Origin of the sequence: Kitasatospora sp. NPDC086801, assembly GCF_044745805.1 — a bacterium.
Classification (GTDB): domain Bacteria; phylum Actinomycetota; class Actinomycetes; order Streptomycetales; family Streptomycetaceae; genus Kitasatospora.
This window is the reverse complement of the sequence record NZ_JBIVAX010000028.1, coordinates 31,851-53,281: the sequence shown is the minus strand read 5'-3', so window position 1 is coordinate 53,281 and position 21,431 is coordinate 31,851. Positions and strand designations below refer to the sequence as shown.

The following is a 21,431-nucleotide window of genomic DNA, read 5'->3' as shown; positions in this document are numbered from 1 at the left end:
CATCAATCAAAAGGTTGAACTCCGCTTCTGCCCTTTGATGCCGAGGATGCAATCCCCGGTGCGATGCCCGCGGGGTCCCTTCTCCGAGACGGTGGAAGCGTCGGAAACACTCGTTGAGCAGGAAGGCCCACCGTGTTCGTCGCCTGGAGGGATCTGGGGTTCGCCAAGGGGCGGTTCGCCCTGATGGGGACCGTCATCGTGCTGATCACCGTACTGGTCGGCCTGCTGTCCGGCCTGACCGCCGGACTCGGCCGGCAGAACATCTCCGCGATCACCGGCCTGCCCGCCGACCACCTGGTGTTCGGCAAGCCCGCCGACGGGCAGACGCTCTCCTTCACCGACTCCCAGGTCACCCCCGAGCAGTGGCAGGCCTGGGCGGGCGAGCCGGGCGTCACCTCCGCCCAGCCGCTGGGCATCACCACCACCAAGGCCGCCGCCGGCACCCGCACCGCCGCGCTGTCCGCCTTCGGCGTCCCGGACGGCTCCGCGCTGGCCCCGCAGGGCGCCCGGATCGCCCCCGGCCAGGCCGTCCTGTCGAAGACCGCCGCCAAGAACCTGGGCGGCCTCGCCCCCGGCGACGACCTCACCCTGGCCGGCCACCGCCTCCAGGTCGCGGCCGTCGACGGCGACGCCGCGTACAGCCACACGCCGGTGATCTGGACCAGCCTCACCGACTGGCAGCAGGCCGCCCCCGGCGGCACCGGCCACGCGACCGTCATCGCGCTCACCACCGCCAAGGGCGCCGACCTGGGCGGCGCCGACGCCCGCCACGGCACCGAGACCCGCACCCGCGACGACGCCCTCGCCGCGATCGGCTCCTACACCTCCGAGAACGGCTCGCTCCAGCTGATGCGCGGCTTCCTGTTCGCCATCTCGGCCCTGGTGATCGGCGCCTTCTTCACCGTCTGGACGATCCAGCGCAGCGGCGACATCGCGGTGCTGAAGGCGCTCGGTGCCTCCACCCGCTACCTGCTGCGCGACGCCCTCGGCCAGGCCGTCCTGCTGCTGGTGCTCGGCACCGCCGTCGGCACCGCGCTCGCGGCGGGCGTCGGGGCCCTGGTCGGCTCCGCCGTGCCCTTCGTCCTGGACGCCCCGACCGTCCTGTTCCCCGCCGCCGTCATGATCGCGCTCGGCGCGGTCGGCGCGGGCCTGTCCATCCGCCGGATCACCTCCGTCGACCCGCTGACCGCCCTGGGGAGCGCCCGATGAGCCTCGTCCTCGACCACATCACCCTCACCTACCCGGACGGCGACGGCCGGCTCACCGCCCTGGACGACGTCTCGCTGACCGTCCCCAAGGGCTCGATCACGGCCGTGGTCGGCCCGTCCGGCTCCGGCAAGTCCAGCCTGCTGGCGGTCGCCGCCACCCTGATCACCCCGGACTCCGGCCGGGTCGTGGTGGACGGCACCGACACCACGGGCCTCGGCCCCGGCGAACTGACCGCGCTGCGCCGCACCCGGATCGGCATCGTCTTCCAGCAGGCCAACCTGCTGCCCTCGCTCACCGCCGCCGAACAGCTCCAGGTGATGGCCCACCTGGACGGCCGCTCCCCGCGCGCCGCCCTCCCCCGCGCCCTGGAACTGCTGGCCGCCGTCGGCCTGCGCGACCAGGCCGCCCGCCGCCCGCACCAGCTCTCCGGCGGTCAGCGCCAGCGCGTCAACATCGCCCGCGCGCTGATGAACGACCCCACCGTCCTGCTGATCGACGAACCCACCAGCGCCCTCGACCACGAACGCGGCGCCGCCGTCCTCGACCTCATCACCGAGCTCACCCACCGCCGCGCCACCGCCACCGTCCTGGTCACCCACGACCGCACCCACCTGACGGCCGTCGACCAGATCGCCGAAGTCCACGACGGCCGCCTGACAGTGCCCGCGGCGGCCTGAGCTACTTCTTCGCCGCCAGCACGTCGTCCACCGACAGCGTCACCGCCGCCCCGATCGACTCCGGCAGGGTGAACGACTGCCCCGGGTGGTGGACGGCGTGCACGCGGTACTCGCCGTCCTGCGGGTCAGTGAGCACCATGACCCGCTGGTTCGTCCGGTCCACGATCACGTAGACGGGTACTCCAGCGGCGGCATAGACGAAGGGCTTCCGCTTCAGGTCGTCGCTGAGGTTGGACGACGTGACCTCCAACACGAGCCGGAAGACCGCCGGGTCGTAACAGTTGTACTCGATCAAGTGGTCATCGATGTCGGCATCGACGATCGCCAGGTCGGGAACGGCGTAGTCCGACGGCCCGTCCGGCAGCCAGATGCCAACGCCCTGAATGACGTCGACCTCATCCCCGTCGAGGCCGGCGGCGAACAGCACACGCATGAGGCGGCTCAGCGACTTGCCGTGCGAAGCATTCGGCGGCGGCGTCACGGTGATCTGGCTCCCGACGATCTCGACCCGGTGCCCGGCGAACTGGTTGGAGATCAGCTCGGCGACCTCGAGCAGCGTCGGCTGCTCGATGGGCTCTTCCACTGCTGCGGCGGACATGGATTTCCTCCTGGCTGCCGATGTCGAGAACATCATCGTAGGGCGCGAACGCATTCCGACGCCCGATCCCCAGTCTTCACCCGAACGGGCGGTTTAGCCCCGGCTAGCCCTACCGCGCCCGCAGCTTCAGCGCCGGGCGCGCCTCCTCCGCCGCCTCGTCCTGCCCCGCCCACAGCGAGCGGACGTGGCTGAGGTGGCGGGTCATGCAGGCCTCGGCCGCCTCGGCGTCGCCGGCCAGCATGAGGTCCAGCAGCTCCAGGTGCTCCTCCGCCGAGGAGGTCAGCTCGCCGCGCTCGTCGAGCCGGTTGAGGCCGTACAGCCGCGAGCGCTTCCGCAGGTCGCTGACGACGTCGACCAGCCGGGCGTTGCCGGCCAGCCCCAGCAGGTCCAGGTGGAACTGCCGGTCGGCCTCCAGGTACCCGATGAGATCGTGCTTGCGGGCGGCCGCGACGATCGCCTCGGCCTGCGGGCGCAGCCGTTCCAGCTGCTCCTTGGTCGCGGTGCGCGTCACCCGGCCGACGGTGGGGACCTCGATCAGGGCGCGGATCTCGGTGTAGTCGTCGAGGTCGCGCTCGGTGAGCTCGGTGACCCGGAAGCCCTTGTTGCGGACGGCCTCGACGAGGCCTTCGCGGGCGAGGTCGAGCATGGCCTCGCGGACGGGGGTGGCGGAGACGCCGAAGTCGGCGGCGAGCGCGGGTGCGGAGTAGACGACGCCGGGGCGCAGTTCGCCGGAGATCAGGGCTGCCCGGAGCGCGTGGGCGACCTGGTCGCGAAGCCGCTCCTGTACGGAGATCAGGGTGCGGGGTTTGAGGTCGGCCATGGTGTTCCTCCGGGTGGGTGCAGAACACCAGCGTACAATGTCACGTTACGTTGAGTGCGCAACATTCCACGATTCGAACGGTCATCAGCGCCCGAGGTCCCGGCCGAAACCCATGGTGGCAGCGGCCGGCGGCCGTGACAACGGCCGGCGGCGCACGACCTGTCGCCCGCCCTGCCCATACGGAGCCGGCCCGACAGGGGATCCCTTCCCGCCGGGCCGACTCCCGCTTCACAGCCCCCGACACCCGCCAGGAGCAACGGACTTGGGAATCGAGATCGCCCTGTACGACGACCACCCCAACAAGGGCGGCCGGTCCGTCCCGACCCTGCTGTACCTCTCGGTCGACCACGGCCCGGCCCTCGCCGCCGCCCTGGCCGCGCACGCCCGGCCGGCCGACCACCGGCTCGGCCGGATCGACCCGTACGGCGACACCCGGTTCAACGAGCAGGACGCCGGCGCCGCCTTCGAGGAGGCCACCGTCCTGCTCGCCCGCTGCACCACCGAGGAAGAGCGGGCGGCCGTCCGCGACCTGCGCAACCTGCTCGCCCACTGCGCCGCCACCCCGGGCAGCTGGCTCCACTTCCTCGGGGACTGAAGGTCAGCCCGCCCCGGTGCTCCGGTACACCTCCGCCGCGACCGCCAGGTCCTCCCACGCCATGCCGACGCTCTTGAAGAACCGCGGCCGCCCCGCCGGCACCAGCGCGTCGCCGCGCACCAGCTCGGCCAGGTTCCACACCTGCCGGCCGGCCACGCCCGCCATGATCAGGTCGCCGGCCTCGCGGGCCGCCACCGTCCGCGCCTCCACGTACAGTTCGGCCCGCTCGACCAGCACCTCGTCCACCTCCCGCGCGTCCGGCTCGTGCGAGCCGACCGCCGCGACGGCGGCGTGCGCGGGCACCAGGGCGCCGTCGAACAGCGGCGTGCGCGCGGTGGTGCAGCAGACCACCAGGTCGGCCCCGGCGACCGCCCCCGGCTCGCCGACCCCGGCCGCCAGCCCGAGCCCCCGCCCGTACGCGGCCAGGGCCTCGGCCCGTCCGGCGTTCCGCGCCACCACGGTGAGCCGGGTCAGCGGCTGAACGGCCAGCAGCGCGTCCAGGTGCCCGTACGCCTGCGGCCCGGAGCCGAACAGCACCAGGTGCTCGGCGTCCGGCGCGGCCAGCCGGCGCAGCGCGACGGCGGTGACGGCAGGTGTGCGCAGCGCGGTGAGCGCGGCGCCGTCGAGCAGGGCGAGCGGCTGCAGGGTGGGCCCGTCGAGCAGCAGGTAGCTGCCGGTGATCCGGGGCAGTCCCCGCCCCGGGTTGGCGGGCGCGACCCCGGCGATCTTCACCCCGGCGTACGGGCCGGCGGCGGCCGGCATCATCAGCAGTTCGCCGGCCGGGACGGGGACGGCCGAGCGGGCCGGTGCCGGCTCCGGGTCGAAGCCGTCGAGCAGCACCCGCTCGATCGCCGCCACCGCCGCGGCGGGCCCGACCCCGCCGACGCCCGGCACGGCGTACTGGAGCGGCTCAGCCGCCGCACCGGGCAGCATGGAAGGGCTCACAGCAGGAACCCCGCGCCCAGGTCGTCGTCCGGTTCCAGGACGAAGGCGTGCTCGCCGGTGCGGTGCGCACTGCCGGTGACCTCGGTGACGACGCCGCCGTCCAGCGGGTCGCCGCCGGGCAGGACGCGGCCGGTGAAGACCGTCCCGATGACGGACTCGTGCCGCAGCTCCTCCCCCGGCGCGAGCCGGCCCTCGGCGGCGAGGACGGCGAGCCGGGCGGAGGTGCCGGAGCCGCAGGGTGAGCGGTCGATCTGCCCGTCCGCGAAGACGGTGACGTTCCGTTGGCTCAACACACCGTCCTCCGCGGGTAGTTCGTCGAAAAGGATGACCCCGTACACACCCGACAGGCGCGGGTCGCTCGGGTGCGCCACCGCCGCCGCGCCGGCCAGCAGGTCCCTGATCTCCCGCCCGATGGCGGTGAGTTCCGGCAGCTGCACGGGCTCGACCGCGAGGCCGAGGGCGGCCGCCGACACCGAGGCGTAGCAGGCGCCCGCGTGCGCCACCGCGACCTCCACGGTGCCCCGCGAGGTGGTCAGCGGCAACTTGAGCGCGCTGACCCGGCTGGGCACGTTGCGGAAGGTCACCCCGGTGGTCCGCCCGCCGGCCCGGTGCACCAGCGCGGTGACCCGGCCGGACGGCACGTCGATCCGCACCCGTGCCACGCCGTCGGCGGGGGCGGTGACCCGCCCGGAGTCCACCGCCCAGGCACCGAGCGCGATGGTGCCGTGCCCGCAGGCCGTCGAGTAGCCGTCCTTGTGCCAGAACAGCACCCCGAAGTGCGCCTCGTCGTCGTCCGGCGGCACCAGGAACCCGCCGTACATCCCGGCGTGGCCGCGCGGTTCGCGGCTGAGGAGCTGCCGGGCGTCGTCCAGCGCGCTCGGCCGGGGCGCGGTCGCGCTGCCGCCGGCGCCGAGTGCGATGGCCCGCCGTTCGGCGACGCTGTCGCCGGGGATCGCGGGCACACCGTCCAGCACGATCCGGAACGGCTCACCGGCCGCGTGGTAGTCGACGGTGCGGACGAGCATCACGCACCCCCGACCGGCAGGACGCTGACGGTGCGGCTGACGGTGTAGAAGTCCAGCGCCGCCTGGCCCTGCTCGCGCTCGCCGTGGCTGGCGCCCTTGGCGCCGCCGAACGGCAGGTGGAAGTCGACGCCGCTGGAGGGCGCGTTGACCCGGATCATGCCCGCGTCCAGCCGGTCGGCGGCGGCGAGCGCCACGTCCAGGCTGCGGGTGTGCACCGAGGTGGCGAGGCTGTGCGGGGTGTCGTTGGCCAGCGCGATCGCCTCGTCCAGGTCGGCGGCGGCGTGCAGCAGCGCGATCGGGCCGAAGAACTCCTCGCGGGCCAGCGGGTGTTCGGCCGGCACGTCGGTGAGCAGGGTCGGCTCGACGTACCAGCCGTCCCGTTCGGGTGCCCGGCCACCGGTGAGCAGGGTGGCCCCGGCGGCGGTGGCGGTGGCGACGGCGGCGGTGAGCCGGTCCCGGGCGGCGGCGTTGATGACCGGCCCGCAGGCCGCGTCGTCGACCAGTTCCAGCGCCTTGACCAGGGCGTCGCGCAGCGGCTCGTACGCGGCGCCGACCGCGATCACCCGGCTGGTGGCGGTGCACTTCTGCCCCGCGTACCCGGCGATGGCGGCGGCGAGGTGGGCGGCGGCCTGCTCGACGTCGGCGTCCGGCAGCACCAGCGCGGCGTTCAGCCCGCCGAGTTCGGCCTGCACCGGCACGCCGCGCTCGGTGGCGGCCCGCACCACGGCCCGGCCGACGCCGGTCGAGCCGGTGAAGGAGACCACGTCGGCCGTGTCGACCAGCGCCGCGCCCTCCTCGGCGCCGCCCGGCAGCACGGTGAACACGTCCGCGGGCAGCCCGGCCCCGGCGGCCAGTTCGGCCAGCCGCAGCGCGCAGGCGGTGGCCTCGGGCGCCGGCTTGAGCACCGCGGTGTTGCCGACCGCCAGCGCCGGCGCGGCCTTCCAGGTGGGGATCGCCAACGGGAAGTTCCACGGCGCGATCAGCCCGGCGACGCCGTACGGGCGGCGCCGGGTGAGCAGCAGCCCGGGCCCGGCCGCGGTCTCGTGCACCGCCCCGGACGGCGCGAACGGCGCCTGCGCGTAGTAGCGCCAGATCGCGGCGGTGCGGGCGACCTCGCCGCGCGCCTCGGCGAGCGGCTTGCCGACCTCGCGCACGATCAGGGCGGCCAGTTCGTCCGCGTGCGCCTCGACCGCTTCGGCGATCCGGCCGAGTGCCGCGGACCGGGCGCCCGCACCGGCCGCGAGCCAGCCGGGCTGGGCGGCCCGGGCCCGGGCCACGGCGGCCCGGACGGCTTCGGCGCCGGGTTCCTCGACGGCGACGACGAGGTCCGCGGGGTCGGCGGGGTTGTACGAGGTGATGGTCACAGCCAACAGCCCTTCGAAGGTGGTTCAGCAGACGTCATAGCAGGCCCCCCGGCAGCAGACCCCCCGGGTACCAGGCGCCCGTTACAGCAGGAACCCGGCCGGGAACGGGTCGCGCGGGTCGAGGAAGTACTGGGCGGTGCCGGTGACCCAGGCCCGCCCGGTGACGGTGGGCACCACGGCGGGCCGCCCGGCCACCTCGGTCTCCTCGACCAGGCGCCCGATGAAGGTCGTCCCGATGAAGGAGTCGTTGCGGAAGTCCCGCCCCAGCGGCAGTTCGCCGCGCGCGTGCAGCTGCGCCATCCGGGCCGAGGTGCCGGTGCCGCAGGGCGAGCGGTCGAACCAGCCGGGGTGGATGGCCATCGCGTGCCGGGAGTGCTCGGCGGTGGAGCCGGGGGCGAGCAGCTGGACGTGGTGGCAGCCGTGGATGGACGGGTCCTCCGGGTGCACCGGGCGGTCGGGGCTCGCGTTGATGGCGGCCATCAGGGCCAGCCCGGCGTCCAGGATGTCCTGCTTGCGCTCGCGGTCGAAGGGCAGCCCGAACTCGGCGAGCGGCAGGATGGCGTAGAAGTTGCCGCCGTACGCCAGGTCGTAGCCGACCGTGCCGTACCCGGGCACGTCGATCTTGCTCTCCAGCGCGGCCGAGTAGGACGGCACGTTGCGGATGGTCACCGCGGTGGCGGCGCCGTCCTCGACCCGCACCTCGGCGACCACCAGCCCGGCGGGCGTGTCCAGCCGCACCGTGGTGACCGGCTCGACCACCGGCACCATGCCGGTCTCGACCAGCACGGTGGCGACGCCGATGGTGCCGTGCCCGCACATCGGCAACAGGCCGGAGACCTCGATGTAGAGCACGCCGAAGTCGGCGTCCGGCCGGGTCGGCGGCTGGAGGATGGCGCCGCTCATCGCGGCGTGGCCGCGCGGCTCGTACATCAGCAGGGTGCGGAAGTGGTCGAGGTGCTGCTGGAAGTGCACTCGACGCTCGGCCATGGTGGCGCCGGGGATGACGCCGAAGCCGCCGGTGATGACCCGGGTCGGCATGCCCTCGGTGTGCGAGTCCACGGCATGGAACACGTGACGGCTACGCATGGCTCTTACGACTCCCGTCGGGGTGGGTGTACTGACAAGGTGGACGGACAAGGTGGACGGACGAGCTGAACGTACGCGGGATCGGGTGGGGCCGGGCCGGGCCGGCTGCCCCCTCAGCCGGCCGGGTGACGGCGCCCTGCGGCCGGACAGACCTAGGCGAGGCCCTCGGCCAGTGCCTTCTCGGTGGCGGCGCGGACGGCCGCCTCGATCTCCGGGGTCAGCGGCTGGCGCGGCGGGCGGACCGGGCCGCCGGGGCGCCCGGCGATGTCCATGGACAGCTTGATGGCCTGGACGAACTCGGTCTTGGAGTCCCAACGCAGCAGCGAGTGCAGCGACTTGTACAGCGGCAGCGCGGTGTCCAGCTCGTGCGCCACGGCCGCCCGGTACAGCGCGGCGCTGGCCTCCGGCAGGGCGTTCGGGTAGCCGGCGATCCAGCCGACCGCGCCGGCCAGCGCCAGCTCCAGCAGCACGTCGTCGGCGCCGATCAGCAGGTCCAGCCCGGGGGCCAGTTCGGCGATCTCGTAGGCCCGGCGGACGTCGCCACTGAACTCCTTGACCGCGACGATCGAACCCTCGCCGTGCAGCTGCGCGAGCAGCGCGGGGACGAGGTCGACCTTGGTGTCGATCGGGTTGTTGTACGCGACGACCGGCAGTCCGGCCTTGGCGACCTCGGCGTAGTGCGCGCGGACGGACGCGTGGTCGGCCCGGTAGGCGTTCGGCGGGAGCAGCAGCACGGAGCCGGCGCCGGCCTCGGCGGCCTGCTCGGCCCAGCGGCGGGACTCGGCGCTGCCGTAGGCGGCCACGCCGGGCATCACCCGGGAGCCGTCGCCGGCCGCCTCGACGGCCACCTCGACGATGCGGGCGCGCTCCTCGGCGGTGAGCGTCTGGTACTCGCCCAGCGAGCCGTTGGGGACGACGCCGTCACAGCCGGACTCGATCAGCCAGCGGACGTGCTCGGCGTACGCGTCGTAGTCGACGGAGAGGTCCGGGCGCAGCGGGATCGTGGTGGCGACCATGATGCCGCGCCAGGGCCGGGCGGTGTCGTGGGGGGTGTTGGACACGGTGAGCTCCTTGGTGAGGTGTGACATTTTATTAGAGGAAGTGGGCCGGAGACAAGAGTCCCCGGCCCGCACGTTCGACGACTGGCCCCAGACCGCCCCAGACCGCCCCAGACCGCCTAAACAGCGTCGGCGGTCTCGCCGGACGGCCCGGCCGCCAACTGCGACAGCGGCACCGGGCAGGCCAGCGGCCGCCGGTCCGGCCCCGGCTCACCCGAGCCGGCCAGGCAGGCCACGGCCGGTCCGCACATCCGGCCCTGGCACCAACCCATCCCGGCCCGGGTGAGCAGCTTGACGGTGCGCGGATCGCCCGCGCCCAGTTCGTCCACGGCCTCCCGGATCGCCGAGACCGGCACCTCCTCGCACCGGCAGACGTCGGTGTCCGGGCGCAGCCAGCCGGTCCAGCCGGGGCCGGGCCGGTGGGCCGCGGCCATCAGGTCGGCGAAGTTCCGCAACCGGGCCCGGCTGCGCAGCAACACGGGCTTCGGCACCCGGTCGGCCACGGCGTGCGCGGCCAGCTCGCCCTCCACGATCGCGAGGTCCGCGCCGCCGACGCCGTTGGTCTCCCCCGCGGACCAGAGGCCGGGCACGGTGGTGCGCAGCCGGGCGTCGACCTGGAGCCCGACCGCGCCGTCCGGGGCGGTCCGGGTGGCCGCGCCCAGTTCGGTGGCCAGATCAATCTGCGGCAGCAGCCCGTGGCCCACGGCGACCGCGTCGCAGGCGATCCGGCGTTCGGTGCCGGGCACCGGCCGCCAGTCGGCGTCCAGCCGGGCCACCGTGACGGCGGTGACCCGCTCGGTCCCGTGCGCTTCCACGACGGCGCTGCGCGGTCGCAGCCGCACGCCGTGCCGCAGCAGCGCGCTCCCGTGCCCGGCGCCCTCGACGAGCTTGGCGGGGACGGCCGCCAGGACGCCGGGGCGCCGGGCGTAGCCGAGGTAGTCGGTGGCCTCGACCACCGCGGGCACCTCGGCCCCGGCGGTGACCAGCGAGGACGCCGCCGCGAGCAGCAGCGGCCCGCTGCCGGCCACCACGATCCGCCGCCCGGGCAGCACCAGCCCGGCCTTGAGCATGGCCTGCGCGCCGCCCGCGGTGACCACCCCGGGCAGGGTCCAGCCGGGGAACGGCAGTTGGCGCTCGTACGCGCCGGTGGCGAGCAGCACGGACCGGGCCGGGACGGTGGCCCGGTCGGTGGCCTCCGGCCCGCACGTGACGTGCACGGCGAAGCCGTCGCCGGTCCGCTCCAGCGCCCACACCTGGTGGCCGCCGAGGAAGCGGACCCGCCCGGCCCGCTCGTGCGCGGCGAGCCGGTCGGCCAGTCCGGTGTAGACGGACCAGCCGTGGTGGAGCCGGTCCGGGCGGGCGGCGCCGAGGCCGGGCGCGGGGTGCCGGTAGTACTGCCCGCCGGTGCCGCGGCCGGCGTCCAGCAGGACGCAGCGCAGCCCGAGGTCGGCGGCGGTGACGGCAGCCGCGAGCCCGGCCGGGCCGGCGCCGATCACCGCGAGGTCGGGTCGTCGGGCCGCTTCGGCGGCGGACCGGTCAGACGGCGAGGTCGGCACGGCCGTTGCCCTCCTGGGTGGTGACGGTGGTGCCGGGTTCGGCGGGGAGCAGGCAGGTGCGCTGGTTGGCGCGGCCGTCGACGGTGGCCAGGCAGTCGAAGCAGGCGCCGATGCCGCAGAACACCCCGCGCGGCCGGCCGCCGACCCGGGTGGTGCGCCAGGCGAGCACGCCGTCGGCCCAGAGCGCGGCGGCGATCGACTGTCCGGGCAGGGCCGGGACGGGTCGGCCGTCGAACTCGATGTGGTGGGCGGGGCCGGGTTCGGCCCGGACCAGGTCGGCGGGGGTGCGGCGCATCGGCGGCTTCTCCGTTCCGGGGTTGGTCGACGAACGAGGGCGGTCGGCAAGGCGGGGGGGTAGGCGGGCAGCAGTGGTCGAGAAGCCCGGGCTCAGACCCCGGCGTCCGCCGGGAAGCGGTCCGGGCGGAACGGCGCGAGGTCCAGTTCCGGCTGTTTGCCGGTCAGTTGCTCGCTGATCAGCAGGCCGGTCGCCGGGGCCAGCCCGATGCCAGCGCCCTCGTGCCCGCAGGCGTGGTACAGCCCGGGTGCCCGGGGGTCCTCGCCGATGGCCGGCAGGTGGTCCGGCAGGTACGGGCGGAAGCCCCGGTAGGTGCGCATCACGGTGACGTCCGCGAGCACCGGGAAGAGCGCCGCGGCCTGGGCGGCGAGCCGCCGCAGCACTTCCTGGGAGAGGGTGCGGTCGAAGCCGACCCGTTCGCGGCTGGCGCCGATCAGCACCGGCCCGCCGGGGGTGCCCTCGACCACGGCGGAGGTCTGCAGCCCGGCCGAGCCGCTGGCGACGTCGGCGACGTAGTCGGCGGCGTAGACCTTGTGCCGGACGATCCGCGGCAGCGGCTCGGTGACCAGGACGAAGCCGCGGCGGGGCATCACCGGCAGGTGCACCCCGGCCAGCCGGGCCAGTTCGCCGCCCCAGGTGCCGGTCGCGTTGACGACGGCGGGGGCGTCGAGGCGGCGGCGGTCGGTCCGCACTCCGCGCACGGCGCCGTCCGGCCCCCGGTGCACGGCGGTCACGGTCTCGCCGGTGATCAGCTCGGCGCCCATCCGGCGCGCCTCGCGCAGCAGGTGGGCGGCGGCGAGGGCGGGCTGGACCTGGGCGTCCTGCGGGTAGTGGAAGCCGCCGGCGAGGCCGGGGGCGAGGTGCGGCTCCAGTTCGTGCAGCCGCTCGGCGGGGACCTCCTCGGCGGTGACGCCGGCGGCGGCCTGGCCGACGGCGAAGGCCCGCAGGGCGTCCTGCCCGGCCGGGGTGGAGGCGATCACCACGCCGCCCTTGGGCTCGTACTCCATGGCCGTGCCGAGGTGCTCGGCGAGGTCGTGCCAGAGCCGGGTGCTGAGCAGGGCGAGGTCGAGTTCGGGCCCGGGTTCCTTGTCGGAGACCAGCAGGTTGCCCTCGCCGGCGCCGGTGGTGCCGCCGGCCACCGGCCCGCGGTCGACGACGGCGACGGTGAGCCCGGCGCGGGCCGCGTAGTAGGCGCAGGCGGCACCGACCACGCCGGCGCCGACCACGACGACATCCAGGGGAGGTCTCTGGGTCTTGAGCACGTCAGTAATATGTCACATGCCATCCACCCTGCCAAGACCATCCGCCGAATCCCGGACCGGGCCGGATCGACGCGAAAGCCCGGGCTCACCGGGCCGGAGCAGCGCAAAGGCCCCGGCCCACCGCGTCGGGCGGCGGGCCGGGGCCTCAGGGTGCGCTACCGGCTCAGGTGATGTCGTCGATCTGCTCGTGACGGGCGGCCGGCACCGGGGCGCCCGCCGTCGGCGCGGTCGAGGCCTCGACCATCTCCGTACCGGCCACCGGCTGCACCGAGAGGTCCAGCTCCGAGGCCTCCTCGTCGCTCAGCCCGGCGTCGGGGTTGCGACGGTCCTTCCGCTTGTCGTTGAAGATCGCGATGCCCACCGCGAGGAAGTACAGCGCCCAGATCGGCGCCGCCAGCGTGAGCATGCTCACCGGATCGGCGCTCGGGGTGGCGAAGGCCGCGAAGACCGTGATGCCCATGACCATGCCGCGCCACCAGCCGAGCAGCCGCTTGCCGGTGACCATGCCGACCATGTTCATCATCACCAGCAGCAGCGGGAACTCGAAGGCCAGGCCGAAGACCAGCACCATCCGGGTGGCGATGTCGAGGTAGTCCTCGGGCGGCAGGATCGGCGTGGTGTTGTTCGGGGTGAACGAGATCAGCACGTCGACGGTGGTCGGCAGCACCAGGATGGCGCAGCCGGAACCGGCCAGGAAGAGCGGCGCCCCGCACAGCATGAAGATGACGGCGTACTTCTTCTCGTGCCGGTGCAGACCGGGCGCCACGAAGGCCCAGACCTGGTAGAGCCAGATCGGCACGGTCGCGACCACACCGGCCGTCAGCGACACCTTGAGCATCCAGGTGAAACCGGCGGTCAGACCGATGTTGGAGACCTGGGCGCACTTGCCCTTGAACTGGGAGGCGGTCTCAGCGGTGCAGCGCGGCAGCGGCTCCAGCAGGAAGTCTTCGATCTGCTTGTGGTAGATCGCCGCCACGATGGTGATCACCACGATCGCCAGGACCGACTTGACCACGCGGTTGCGCAGTTCCCGCAGGTGGTCGGTGAGGGCCATCCGCCCCTCAGGATCCTTGGACGCCTTCGACGCCTTGGAGAGCTTGCTCAACCCCGGTCCTCAACTCGTGCGTCGAGGCCCGTCGGTCGACGGGCCTCCGTGGTCGCGTTCGTCACGTGCGCCGCGCTCAGTGCGGGCGGTCGCCGTCGGCCGCGGACGGCCCGGCGGCGGGCTCGGCCACCGGACGGGCCGTGCCCGAGGCGCCCGGAGCGGTCTGGATGGTCCTGGCCGCGGTCGTCGCCGAACCGCCGTCGACCCGGGGGGCCGGGGGCGGCGTCGCGGCGGCGTCCTCCTCGGCGCCGTCCGAGCGCATGGCCTTGGCCTCGCTCTTCAGGATCCGCATGGACTGCCCGAGCGAGCGGGCCAGATCGGGCAGCCGCTTGGCGCCGAACAGCAGAACGGCGAAAATCACGACCACCACGATCGCGGTCATCGAGATGCGCATGCGCGACCACCTTCACTCATGGCGACCCGTCGGGCCCCCCGCCGCGGATGGTAACCGCTGCGGATGACGCCACGACGACGGCCGCCCGAACAGGACAGCGGCCCCGTTCGCAGTTCAGGAGCCACCTCAGAGCGTAACCCGCCCCCGCCTCCCCGCAGCAGCCCCCGTACCACCGACGGCCCTCCTGTGCTACCGAAAGGCGCCGGGAAGGTGGCACCGGGCGGCGCTACCGGGCCGGTACGGCCCCGGCCAGCTCCCCCGCCGCCTCGGCCAGCGCCCGCGAGGCCGCGTCCACGCCCTTGGCCAGCGCCCGCACGTCCAACCAGAGCCGGATCGCGAGCACCCCGAGGACCAGCAGGCCCGCGGTGGCGAGCAGGACGGCGGCGACGAGCATCCAGGACATGCGCCCCACCCTATCGGGCCCCGCCCACCCGGGGCGCTACCCCTCGGCCGGGACGAGCCGCATGGTGCGGACCCCGGCCCCGATGAGCGCCGCGACGATCTTCTCCCCGGCCGGCTTGCGCACCGCCGCCCCGCAGAGCGGGCAGCCGAAGCTGTAGTGCGCCTGGGCCGGGGTGCGACCGAGGGTCAGCCGGAACTCCTCCGCCGGGACCTCGACCTTCTCCCGGCAGTCGGAGCAGTACACCTTGAATCTGGTCCCGGGCTCCACCGATCAGACCCGCCCCTCCCCGTCGGTGACGGTCTGCTCCCCGTAAGCGGCCAGCGCCTCCAGGGCGGCCGCGCGCGCCTGCCCGGCCAGCCCGGGCGGCGAGACGATCCGACCGTCCCGGCCCAGCCGCAGCGCCAGCGGGCGCAGCTGGGAGGGGTCGGCGCTGCGCAGGGTGATCCGCAGCCCCCCGTCGGGCAGTTCCTCGGCCCGGTCGTGGGTGTAGTACTCCGCCACCCAGCGCCCGCCGGAGGAGACCTCGACGACCACCTCGGGGTCGTCCGCGGACGGGTTGACCAGCCCGCCGCTCAGGTCGCGCGGCTCGCGCCGGGGCGGGTCGGCGGGGACGTCCAGCACCCGGATCTCGGCGACCCGGTCCAGCCGGAACATCCGGTGGTCCTCGGAGGTGCGGCACCAGGCCTCGAGGTAGGTGTGGCCCTCGGTGAGCAGCCGGATCGGGTCGACCTCGCGCTCGGTCATCCCGCCGCGCCCGTGCGAGTAGTAGCGCAGCCACAGGCGGCGCCCCTCGCTGAGCGCGCGGTCGATGTCGGCGAACACGTGGCCCTCCGCCTCGAAGGTCACACCGACCCGGGCGCTGCCGGCGGCGTTCTCCCCCGCCGCGTTCTCGATCTTGACGACGGCCCGGGTGAGCGCCTCCCGGTCACCGGCCCGCAGGCCGGGCAGCCCGGCCACCGCGCGGGCGGCGACCAGCAGCGCGGTGGCCTCGTCGGCGGCGAGGCGCAGCGGCTGGGCCACGTCGTCGACGTTGTGCCACCAGATCCGCTCGCCGTCGGTGTCGATGTCGAGCAGGTCGCCGCCACGGAAGCTGGTGCCGCACATCGGCAGCACGTTGAGGTCGCCGATCAGCTCGCGCTCGGAGATCCCGAACGCGCGGGCCACCTCGGCCACCTCGGCGCCGGGGCGCTCGCGCAGGTAGGTGACCAGCGACAGCATCCGCCTCGTCTGGTCGATCGCGTTGCTCATGCCTGCACCCCTCCGGCCACCACGTCTCCAGTCACCACGTCCAGCCCGGCCACGGCCCGCAGCCGGTCGATCACGTCGGCCCGCAGCTCCTCGGGCCCGAGCACCAGCACGTCCGGCCCGAACTCGGCGAGGTCGGCGCCCAGCCCGTTGCCGTACGGGATCTCCAGCTCGTCCCAGCCGTCGTCCACCCGCGCGCTGCTCAGCGCCTTGGTGCGCAGCGGGAAGCCCGCTCCCCGGCGGACCCGGACGGTGGCGGTGGCGGTGGCGCCCTCGCCCGCGAACTTGGCGACGGTGGCGCGGACGTCGACGTGCTCGGGCACGGTGCCGAGGAACGCGCCGGTCCTGGCCCGGACCTTGCCGGTGATCCGGCTGAGCCGGAACACCCGCGCGTCGCCGCGGTCGCGGTCCCACCCGGCCAGGTACCAGTGCCCGCGCCAGCACTCCAGCGCCCACGGCTCGACGGTGCGCAGCTCGCCGGCGGCGGCGCCGGCCTTGCGGTACTCGAAGCCGACCGGGCGGCGGTCCCGGGCGGCGGTGAGCAGCGGCTCGAACGCGGCCTCCCGGGCGGGGATCCGCGGCTCCAGGGCGGTCCGGCCCTCGGGCTCGGCGAACGGCACCCCGGCGGCGCGCAGCTTCTGCAGTGCGCCGCTGGCCGCGCCGGACATCTTGGCCTGCTGCCAGACCCGGGCGGCCAGGGTCAGCGCGGCCGCCTCCTCGGCGTCCAGCGCGATCTCGGGCAGCCGGTTGCGGTCGGCGCGGGCCAGGTAGCCGAGTTCGCCGTCCAGGGCGCTCTCGTCGACGTCGATCACCAGGCCGAGTTCGCGCAGGTCGTCCTTGTCCCGCTCGAACATCCGGTTGAAGGCGTCCTCGCTGCTGTTCTGCCAGGCCTCGCGGTACGCCTCGATGGATTCCCGCAGCTCCTTCTTGGAGAGCGGACGTCTGGTGTTCATCAGGCACAGGGCGAGATTCATCAGCCGCTCTGCCTTGGCGATCGCCATCGCTGACCCTTCCGGTGTGCCGCGCCGTGCGCGCGGGGTGCGCCCGCCGGGCGGTCGTCACCCGGCGGGACCGACCGTACCGGTAGCGGTACGCGCTGCAAAAGCGGCCTCCCGAAACGCCCGTGGGCCGGGCCCCCGGAGGGGTCCGGCCCACGGCCGCGGCAGGCTCAGACGCCCAGCAGGTCGACCACGAAGATCAGGGTCGAGCCCGCCGGGATCAGCGGGGTCGGCGACTGGTTGCCGTAGGCCAGGTGCGACGGGATGGTCAGCTCGCGGCGGCCGCCGACCTTCATGCCGACGACACCCCGGTCCCAGCCCTTGATGACCCGGCCGCCGCCCAGCGGGAAGCGGAACTCGTTCGGGCTCCGGTTCCAGCTCGCGTCGAACTCCTCGCCGGTCTCGAAGGTCACGCCGACGTAGCGGACCTTGACGTTGTGGCCCGGCTTGGCCTCCTCGCCGTCACCGACGACGATGTCGCGGATCTGCAGGTCCGCCGGGGCGTCGCCGATCGGGAAGTCGATCTCGGGCTTCTCGTTGAGGTTGACGCTCACAGTCCCTCTTCTCACGTTTCGCATTGCAGTCACGACCAAGCGGCGGGCGCCCGCACCCCGGTCCGTTCCCGGACCACGGTACGGGCGCCCACCGCCCGGGTGGGTCCGGCCACGCGGCCGGACCCGAAGGTCACACGCACACCATTGTCACCCGAAAGTGGATCAGCCCTGACCGGCGTCCAGGATGTCCACCACGAAGACCAGCGGCGCGCCCGGCGGGATGTCGCCCTGGCCCTTGTCGCCGTAGGCCAGCGCGGCCGGGATCACCAGCTCCACCCGGCTGCCGACGGTCTGGCCCACCAGGCCCTGGTCCCAGCCCTGGATGACCTGGCTGCCGCCGACCGGGAAGGAGAACGCCTGGCCCTTGCTGAGCGAGGAGTCGAACATCTTGCCGTCCTTGAACAGCGCGCCGGTGTACTGGACGACGACCTTCTCGCCCTTCTCCACCGCCGGCCCGGTGCCCTTGATCAGGACGTGCGTCTTGAGCTCGGTCGGGTCCTTCGCGCCGGCCACCGGGGTGATCTCGGCCGGCTTCTTGCCGTTGTCCTTGACCTGCGGGAAGTCCGCCGGCGGCGGCGTCACGGTGCCGCTCACCACGGCGTCGGGCGCGTTGGCGTTGCGGATGTCGATCACGAAGACCAGGTCGTCCTTCGCCCCGATCGACATGTCGGCCTTGCCCTGGGAGCCGAACGCGGCGGCCGGCGGGGCCACCACGAGGACCCGGCTGCCGGCCTTCTTCCCGACCACGGCCTGGTCCAGCGCCGGGATCAGCGCGTCGGTGCCGGCCTGGAAGATCTGCGGCTTGCCGTTGTTGTCGTACGAGCTCGGGATGTCCTTGCCGGTGGTCCAGTCCTTGGCGGTGTAGTCCACCGAGGTCCAGGAGTTCTTGTCCACCTTGGGGCCGCTGCCCTCGGACAGCACCTTCACCACGAAGGAGCCGTCGGACGCCTCGCCCGGCACCTGGATCTCGGCCTTCTTGCCGAAGTCACCGGTGACCGTGGGCAGCACCTTGGCACTGTCCTTGATCGGCGGCACCGGGTCGGCGGTCGGCGTGGGCGGCGCGCTCTTGGCGGCGTCCGGCTTGGCGGCGGTGTCCGACTTGCCGTCCTTGTTCACCAGGTACAGCGTCACGGCACTACCGGCCAGCAGCACGGCCAGCACCGTGCCGAGGATCACGCCCAGCCGGCCCACCCCGGGCGGGTTCTCGTCGTACCCGGCCTCCGAGGTGTCGCCCCGACGCACGGTGGAGGCGAAGATCTGCGGGGCGTCGTCCGTCTTGGTCCCGCCCGAGGCACGCGGCTGCTCGCCGGGCTGCGCCCAGCCGGCCTGCTGCTTCAGGATCGACGGCGGGACGACGATCGACTCGCCGTCCCCCGGAAGCGGGCCGCCGGGACGCGAGGCGGCCGGGTCACCCGCAGAGCTGTCGTTCGCCGCGGTGCCGGCCCCGCCCGGGCTCGGCGTCTTCTCAGTCATGACTCCCCATCCATCTCGCCACGAGGTCTTCCAGGTCTGCGGCCGGCGTGCTGAGCGCCGGCCTGCCGTCGCACCGTCCGCCCCGGACCTCGACGCCGGGCGGCGCCTGCCACAGTGCGAGGGCAGTATGACAGCTCAGGATGAGGGCGGACGCTTCGTTGTACGAGCGTCCGCCCAAGCGTACGGAATCCCCCCGAGGACTTCCTAGGCCGTCCGCCTAAACCGCTTCCAGAATGTCGATCACGAAGACCAGCGTGGAGTTGGGCGGCACCGAGCCCTGCGCCTGGTCCTTGTAGCCGAGCCCGGGCGGCACCACGAGCTCGATCCGGCTGCCGACGGTCTGGCCGACCAGCCCCTTGTCCCAGCCCTCGATCACGCTGCCGGTCCCGATCTGCACCGCCTGCGCTCCCCCGTGCGTCCAGGAGGAATCGAACTGCTGGCCGTTGTTCCACAGCACCCCGGTGTACTGCACCACCAGGGTCTGCCCGGTCTTGACCGGCTTGCCCTCGCCCTTGATCAGCACCGCCTGCTCCAGGTCGGTGGGCGCGGCCTGCCCGGCCGGCACGGTGATCGCCACCGGAGCCTTGCCGTTGTCCTTGACCTGCGGCATCGTCGCCGGCGGCGGGGTCATGGCGCCGGTCAGCGTGGAGTCCTGCGGCAGGCTCTCCACGATGTCCAGGACGAACACCACGGTGTCACCCTTGCTGACGCCGAGCTGGGTGCTGCCCTGCTCGCCGAAGGCCGCCGCCGGCGGGGCGACCACCAGCAGCCGGCTGCCGACCTTCTTGCCGATCACGCTCTGGTCCAGCGCCGGCACGAGCTGCCCGCTGCCGGCCTGGTAGAGCTGCGGCTTCCCGCTAGGGTCGTACGAGCTGGGCAGGTCCTTGCCGGTGGTCCAGTCCTTCGCCGTGTAGTTGACCGTCACCCAGTCGCCCTTGTTGACCGTCGACCGCTCGCCCTCGCTGACGGTGTTGACCACGAACTGGCCGCTGGGCTGGCCCTCCGGGAGGGTGATGGTGGCCTTGCTGCCGAAGCCGCCCTCCGAGAGCGTGGGCATCGGCGACGCCTCGCCGACCGGCGCGGGCACCGTCGGAGGCGCGCTCGCCGCGGACGGAGTCGCCGGGCCGGCCGCCTTGGGCGAACTGCTGCAGGCGACCGCCAGCAGCAGGGGCAGGGTGAGTAGCAAACCGGCGGTGCGGCGCACGGTGGTCCTAACTGTCGATCGAGGTCGGCTCTCCTGACTTCGACGGACAGCGTATGCCCGGACGGCGCCCGGCCCCGGTAGGCACCACCGGGGCCGGACACCGCCTTGATCACAAACCCGAGGACGCCGTGGATCACATCCCGGCGATGAGCTTCTCCACCCGCTCGTCCACCGAGCGGAACGGGTCCTTGCAGAGCACCGTGCGCTGCGCCTGGTCGTTCAGCTTCAGGTGCACCCAGTCCACCGTGAAGTCCCGGCGCTGCTCCTGCGCCCGGCGGATGAAGTCCCCGCGCAGCCGGGCCCGGGTGGTCTGCGGCGGGATGGACTTGGCCTCGAAGGTCTTGAGGTCGGTGGTCACCCGCTTCGCCTGGCCCTTGCCCTGGAGCAGGTAGAACAGGCCGCGCCGGCGGTGGATGTCGTGGTACGCCAGGTCGATCTGGGCCACCCGCGGGTTGGACATGCTCATCTGGTGCTTCTCGCGGTAGCGCTCGATGAGCTTGTACTTCATGATCCAGTCGATCTCGGTGGCCACCTCGTCCAGGTTCTCGGTGCGGACGGCCTCCAGGGTCCGGCCCCACAGGTCGAGCACCCGGGCGATGGTGCCGGTGTTGATGCCCTTGCGGTCGGCGAACTCCAACGCCTTGGTGTAGTACTCCTCCTGGATGTCCAGCGCGCTGGCCTCGCGCCCGTTGGCGAGCCGCACCTGGTGGGTGCCGGTGAGGTCGTGGCTGACCTCGCGGATCGCCCGGATCGGGTTCTCCAGGGTGAGGTCGCGCATCACCACGCCGGCCTCGATCAGCCGCAGCACCAGGTCGGTGGCGCCGACCTTGAGCAGCGTCGTGGTCTCCGACATGTTGGAGTCGCCGACGATCACGTGCAGCCGGCGGTAGCGCTCGGCGTCCGCGTGCGGCTCGTCGCGGGTGTTGATGATCGGGCGGGAGCGGGTGGTGGCGGAGCTGACGCCCTCCCAGATGTGCTCGGCCCGCTGGCTGACGCAGTAGACCGCGCCGCGCGGGGTCTGCAGCACCTTGCCGGCGCCGCAGATCAGCTGGCGGGTCACCAGGAAGGGGATCAGCACGTCGGCCAGCCGGGAGAACTCGCCGTGCCGGGCCACCAGGTAGTTCTCGTGGCAGCCGTAGGAGTTGCCGGCCGAGTCGGTGTTGTTCTTGAACAGGTAGACGTCCCCCGCGATGCCCTCCTCGTGCAGCCGCCGCTCGGCGTCGACCAGGAGCCCTTCGAGGATCCGCTCGCCCGCCTTGTCGTGCGTCACCAGCTCGGTCACGTCGTCGCACTCGGGGGTGGCGTACTCGGGGTGGGAGCCGACGTCGAGGTACAGCCGGGCGCCGTTGCGCAGGAAGACGTTGCTGCTGCGGCCCCAGGAGACGACCCGGCGGAACAGGTACCGCGCCACCTCGTCCGGCGACAGCCTGCGCTGCCCGCGGAACGTGCAGGTCACGCCGTACTCGTTCTCCAGCCCGAAAATCCGGCGGTCCATGAGCACTCCATTCTGTGTCGGAGCTGTCCGAAACCGCCTCCACGACGACTGGGCCGCCGCAGGGGCACCG

The 21,431-nt window shown here is 73.6% G+C and carries 23 protein-coding genes; 3 read left to right on the top strand and 20 right to left on the bottom strand.

The window, feature by feature from the left end; genetic code table 11:
* Positions 1-132 precede the first annotated feature (132 nt).
* Both ACIPLC_RS25745 and ACIPLC_RS25740 read left to right on the top strand, forming a co-directional pair.
* Positions 133-1,209 (top strand): ABC transporter permease, encoded by a 1,077-nt coding sequence (locus ACIPLC_RS25745; protein ID WP_400475385.1) that lies wholly within the window; start codon positions 133-135, stop codon positions 1,207-1,209.
* On the top strand, positions 1,206-1,886 hold the full coding sequence (locus ACIPLC_RS25740) for an ABC transporter ATP-binding protein (RefSeq protein WP_400475384.1): 681 nt from the start codon (positions 1,206-1,208) through the stop codon (positions 1,884-1,886). The genes ACIPLC_RS25745 and ACIPLC_RS25740 overlap by 4 nt, the downstream gene beginning before the upstream one ends.
* 1 nt (position 1,887) lies before the next feature.
* On the opposite strand, the gene ACIPLC_RS25735 is transcribed toward ACIPLC_RS25740, so the two are convergent.
* Together ACIPLC_RS25735 and ACIPLC_RS25730 are read right to left on the bottom strand one after the other, a co-directional pair.
* Positions 1,888-2,484 (bottom strand): Uma2 family endonuclease, encoded by a 597-nt coding sequence (locus tag ACIPLC_RS25735; protein WP_363583869.1) that lies wholly within the window; start codon positions 2,482-2,484, stop codon positions 1,888-1,890.
* 109 nt (positions 2,485-2,593) lie between these two features.
* On the bottom strand, positions 2,594-3,304 hold the full coding sequence (locus ACIPLC_RS25730; RefSeq protein WP_400475383.1) for a GntR family transcriptional regulator: 711 nt from the start codon (positions 3,302-3,304) through the stop codon (positions 2,594-2,596).
* A 262-nt stretch (positions 3,305-3,566) separates the two neighbouring features.
* Here ACIPLC_RS25730 and ACIPLC_RS25725 point away from each other — a divergent pair, with 262 nt between their 5' ends.
* Positions 3,567-3,899 (top strand): hypothetical protein, encoded by a 333-nt coding sequence (locus ACIPLC_RS25725; protein ID WP_400475382.1) that lies wholly within the window; start codon positions 3,567-3,569, stop codon positions 3,897-3,899.
* Between the two features lie 3 nt (positions 3,900-3,902).
* Here the strand turns inward: ACIPLC_RS25725 and ACIPLC_RS25720 are convergent, their stop codons facing one another.
* The 18 genes from ACIPLC_RS25720 to pafA all read right to left on the bottom strand — a co-directional run bounded on the left by ACIPLC_RS25720 (position 3,903) and on the right by pafA (position 21,361).
* Positions 3,903-4,844: an ornithine cyclodeaminase family protein gene (locus ACIPLC_RS25720; protein WP_400475381.1), complete on the bottom strand. Its 942-nt coding sequence runs from the start codon at positions 4,842-4,844 to the stop codon at positions 3,903-3,905.
* A complete protein-coding gene (locus ACIPLC_RS25715; RefSeq protein ID WP_400475380.1) occupies positions 4,841-5,869 on the bottom strand; it encodes a proline racemase family protein in 1,029 nt (342 codons plus the stop codon). Before ACIPLC_RS25715 ends, ACIPLC_RS25720 begins: the two co-directional genes overlap by 4 nt.
* Entirely contained in the window at positions 5,869-7,233 is a 1,365-nt protein-coding gene (locus tag ACIPLC_RS25710; RefSeq protein ID WP_400475379.1) for an aldehyde dehydrogenase family protein, read from the bottom strand. Before ACIPLC_RS25710 ends, ACIPLC_RS25715 begins: the two co-directional genes overlap by 1 nt.
* 81 nt (positions 7,234-7,314) lie before the next feature.
* The gene (locus ACIPLC_RS25705; RefSeq protein WP_400475378.1) at positions 7,315-8,319 is read right to left on the bottom strand and encodes a proline racemase family protein; all 1,005 of its coding nucleotides are present in this window, start codon (positions 8,317-8,319) and stop codon (positions 7,315-7,317) included.
* Positions 8,320-8,471: 152 nt separating this feature from the next.
* On the bottom strand, positions 8,472-9,407 hold the full coding sequence (locus ACIPLC_RS25700) for a dihydrodipicolinate synthase family protein (RefSeq protein ID WP_400475377.1): 936 nt from the start codon (positions 9,405-9,407) through the stop codon (positions 8,472-8,474).
* An 89-nt stretch (positions 9,408-9,496) separates the two neighbouring features.
* Positions 9,497-10,933: an NAD(P)/FAD-dependent oxidoreductase gene (locus ACIPLC_RS25695; protein WP_400475376.1), complete on the bottom strand. Its 1,437-nt coding sequence runs from the start codon at positions 10,931-10,933 to the stop codon at positions 9,497-9,499.
* On the bottom strand, positions 10,914-11,228 hold the full coding sequence (locus tag ACIPLC_RS25690) for a (2Fe-2S)-binding protein (RefSeq protein WP_400475375.1): 315 nt from the start codon (positions 11,226-11,228) through the stop codon (positions 10,914-10,916). The genes ACIPLC_RS25695 and ACIPLC_RS25690 overlap by 20 nt, the downstream gene beginning before the upstream one ends.
* Before the next feature lie 92 nt (positions 11,229-11,320).
* Positions 11,321-12,490, bottom strand: a complete 1,170-nt coding sequence (locus ACIPLC_RS25685; RefSeq protein ID WP_400475374.1) for an NAD(P)/FAD-dependent oxidoreductase — start codon at positions 12,488-12,490, stop codon at positions 11,321-11,323.
* A gap of 163 nt (positions 12,491-12,653) precedes the next feature.
* Positions 12,654-13,544, bottom strand: a complete 891-nt coding sequence (gene tatC / locus ACIPLC_RS25680; protein WP_400475424.1) for a twin-arginine translocase subunit TatC — start codon at positions 13,542-13,544, stop codon at positions 12,654-12,656.
* Between the two features lie 127 nt (positions 13,545-13,671).
* On the bottom strand, positions 13,672-13,989 hold the full coding sequence (tatA, locus tag ACIPLC_RS25675) for a Sec-independent protein translocase subunit TatA (RefSeq protein WP_400475373.1): 318 nt from the start codon (positions 13,987-13,989) through the stop codon (positions 13,672-13,674).
* Positions 13,990-14,215: 226 nt separating this feature from the next.
* Positions 14,216-14,392, bottom strand: a complete 177-nt coding sequence (locus ACIPLC_RS25670; RefSeq protein ID WP_400475372.1) for a hypothetical protein — start codon at positions 14,390-14,392, stop codon at positions 14,216-14,218.
* A gap of 36 nt (positions 14,393-14,428) precedes the next feature.
* Positions 14,429-14,659 carry a hypothetical protein gene (locus ACIPLC_RS25665; protein WP_400475371.1) on the bottom strand — a complete coding sequence of 77 codons (231 nt, stop codon included), beginning with the start codon at positions 14,657-14,659 and terminating at the stop codon, positions 14,429-14,431.
* A gap of 3 nt (positions 14,660-14,662) precedes the next feature.
* The gene (locus ACIPLC_RS25660) at positions 14,663-15,640 is read right to left on the bottom strand and encodes a helix-turn-helix transcriptional regulator (RefSeq protein ID WP_400475370.1); all 978 of its coding nucleotides are present in this window, start codon (positions 15,638-15,640) and stop codon (positions 14,663-14,665) included.
* Complete coding sequence (locus ACIPLC_RS25655) at positions 15,637-16,638, bottom strand: helix-turn-helix transcriptional regulator (protein WP_400475369.1); 1,002 nt, start codon at positions 16,636-16,638, stop codon at positions 15,637-15,639. Before ACIPLC_RS25655 ends, ACIPLC_RS25660 begins: the two co-directional genes overlap by 4 nt.
* Before the next feature lie 167 nt (positions 16,639-16,805).
* Positions 16,806-17,189: an FKBP-type peptidyl-prolyl cis-trans isomerase gene (locus ACIPLC_RS25650; RefSeq protein ID WP_400475368.1), complete on the bottom strand. Its 384-nt coding sequence runs from the start codon at positions 17,187-17,189 to the stop codon at positions 16,806-16,808.
* A 162-nt stretch (positions 17,190-17,351) separates the two neighbouring features.
* A complete protein-coding gene (locus ACIPLC_RS25645; protein WP_400475367.1) occupies positions 17,352-18,662 on the bottom strand; it encodes an FKBP-type peptidyl-prolyl cis-trans isomerase in 1,311 nt (436 codons plus the stop codon).
* Between the two features lie 217 nt (positions 18,663-18,879).
* Entirely contained in the window at positions 18,880-19,866 is a 987-nt protein-coding gene (locus tag ACIPLC_RS25640; RefSeq protein WP_400475366.1) for an FKBP-type peptidyl-prolyl cis-trans isomerase, read from the bottom strand.
* Between the two features lie 133 nt (positions 19,867-19,999).
* Complete coding sequence (gene pafA / locus ACIPLC_RS25635; protein WP_400475365.1) at positions 20,000-21,361, bottom strand: Pup--protein ligase; 1,362 nt, start codon at positions 21,359-21,361, stop codon at positions 20,000-20,002.
* Between the last annotated feature and the right edge of the window lie 70 nt (positions 21,362-21,431).

Bases quoted from the DNA above. Each gene is read 5' to 3' on its own strand.
- ACIPLC_RS25660 (WP_400475370.1), bottom strand. From the start codon at position 15,640: ATGAGCAACGCGATCGACCAGACGAGGCGGATGCTGTCGCTGGTCACC.
- ACIPLC_RS25740 (WP_400475384.1), top strand. From the start codon at position 1,206: ATGAGCCTCGTCCTCGACCACATCACCCTCACCTACCCGGACGGCGAC.
- ACIPLC_RS25670 (WP_400475372.1), bottom strand. From the start codon at position 14,392: ATGTCCTGGATGCTCGTCGCCGCCGTCCTGCTCGCCACCGCGGGCCTG.
- ACIPLC_RS25730 (WP_400475383.1), bottom strand. From the start codon at position 3,304: ATGGCCGACCTCAAACCCCGCACCCTGATCTCCGTACAGGAGCGGCTT.
- ACIPLC_RS25645 (WP_400475367.1), bottom strand. From the start codon at position 18,662: ATGACTGAGAAGACGCCGAGCCCGGGCGGGGCCGGCACCGCGGCGAAC.
- ACIPLC_RS25735 (WP_363583869.1), bottom strand. From the start codon at position 2,484: ATGTCCGCCGCAGCAGTGGAAGAGCCCATCGAGCAGCCGACGCTGCTC.
- tatC (WP_400475424.1), bottom strand. From the start codon at position 13,544: ATGGCCCTCACCGACCACCTGCGGGAACTGCGCAACCGCGTGGTCAAG.
- ACIPLC_RS25700 (WP_400475377.1), bottom strand. From the start codon at position 9,407: ATGTCACACCTCACCAAGGAGCTCACCGTGTCCAACACCCCCCACGAC.
- ACIPLC_RS25655 (WP_400475369.1), bottom strand. From the start codon at position 16,638: ATGGCGATCGCCAAGGCAGAGCGGCTGATGAATCTCGCCCTGTGCCTG.
- ACIPLC_RS25705 (WP_400475378.1), bottom strand. From the start codon at position 8,319: ATGCGTAGCCGTCACGTGTTCCATGCCGTGGACTCGCACACCGAGGGC.
- pafA (WP_400475365.1), bottom strand. From the start codon at position 21,361: ATGGACCGCCGGATTTTCGGGCTGGAGAACGAGTACGGCGTGACCTGC.
- ACIPLC_RS25690 (WP_400475375.1), bottom strand. From the start codon at position 11,228: ATGCGCCGCACCCCCGCCGACCTGGTCCGGGCCGAACCCGGCCCCGCC.
- tatA (WP_400475373.1), bottom strand. From the start codon at position 13,989: ATGCGCATCTCGATGACCGCGATCGTGGTGGTCGTGATTTTCGCCGTT.
- ACIPLC_RS25715 (WP_400475380.1), bottom strand. From the start codon at position 5,869: ATGCTCGTCCGCACCGTCGACTACCACGCGGCCGGTGAGCCGTTCCGG.